The sequence below is a fragment of the Bacillus sp. LR--39 genome, assembly GCF_053613335.1.
In genome coordinates this window covers 1-1,329 of the sequence record NZ_JBSIOT010000181.1, presented here as the reverse complement: position 1 = coordinate 1,329, position 1,329 = coordinate 1, and the positions used below count along the sequence as shown (strand labels likewise).

Annotated in this window: 2 protein-coding genes; both read right to left on the bottom strand. The window is 50.5% G+C overall.

Translation table 11 applies throughout. The annotated features are described in order from the left end of the window. On the bottom strand, window positions 1-499 hold a 499-nt coding region (locus ACWHAR_RS21590; RefSeq protein WP_452087783.1), incomplete at its 3' end, for a YczE/YyaS/YitT family protein. A gap of 308 nt (window positions 500-807) precedes the next feature. Then, window positions 808-1,329, bottom strand: a 522-nt coding sequence (gene tcyC / locus ACWHAR_RS21585; protein WP_452087782.1) for a cystine ABC transporter ATP-binding protein TcyC, incomplete at its 5' end; no start/stop codon positions are given.

Here is a 1,329-nt window from a genome sequence, read left to right as displayed (position 1 = left end):
TGCCCCATGCCGCAAACAAAATGCTTATTTCCATGCCGTTCCGCACCCATTGCACATTCCAGCCGGTTTTTTCTGTAATCAGCATCATCAGTGAATCACGCGGCCCCGCGCCAAGGCCTGCTGATACATAAACACCGACGCCGTAACCGATCAGCACCACGCCGAGAGAGAAGACGATGATCGAGCCTGTGTAGGTCGAGGGGGCAGGCAGAATGAAATTGAAAAAATCTATAAATACACCAATGAGCACCATATTCAGGAGGGCCCCAATTTTTGGCCAAGCTCTCGTAAACAATGACGTGAATCCGACGATGAGCGCTCCAATAATGATGGACCACTGGCCGACGGTAAGCCCGAAGTGCTGAAACAGGCTGTAATGAAATGCATCCCACGGACTAATGCCGAGTGCTTTTCCTTCTATCGTCAGGGATACACCAAAAGCCAAAATGATCAAACCGGCAAAATAAAATGTCCAGCGCAGAACAAGTTCTTGCTTCACGTGAGGTCCCTTCTTTCGTAAAAATCAGTCGATTGTCATTGTAGCACATCTGACAGAAGGGCGGAATAGGCGAAAGGGGCTCAACAAAAAAACAGGGCCGCCGCCGGCGCCCTGTTTCAGCGTGTTGGCAAATCCTTGCATTCGTTGTCAGGCCTGCGCTTCGGTGCTCACGAATTTAACATTCGATGTGCTCCAATACTCGCCCTTCCTAGACTTCAAAGGTTTTCAATCACGCTGAAAATGACAAAATCCTAAAACGAAAATCGTTTTAGGATCTGTAACAGGGCGCAGGCGCCCTGTTTTTTTTATTACAGCGGGTTCAAAATCCGGTTCAAGAACCGCTGTGTCCGTTCTTCTTTTGGTGCGGAGAAAATTTGCTCCGGCGGTCCTTGCTCCACGATAACGCCGCCGTCGATGAAGATGACTTCATCCGCAACTTCCTGCGCGAACTTGATTTCGTGGGTCACGACGACCATGGTCCAGCCTTCATTGGCCAAGTCCTTGATAACCTTCAGCACCTCTCCGACAAGCTCGGGATCAAGCGCTGAGGTCGGTTCGTCAAACAGCATGAGCTCAGGCTGAATCGCCAGTGCGCGGGCGATGCCGACGCGCTGCTGCTGGCCGCCGGAAAGCTGGAACGGATATAAATCCATTTTGTCCTTCAATCCGACTTTATCAAGAAGCTGAATCGCTTCTTTTCTGACTTCCTCTTTGTTCCGTTTTTGCACCTGAACAGGGCCCTCCATCACGTTTTCGAGGGCTGTGCGGTGCGGGAACAGGTGATACGCCTGAAATACCATTCCGGATTTTCGGCGAAGATTTAGGATATC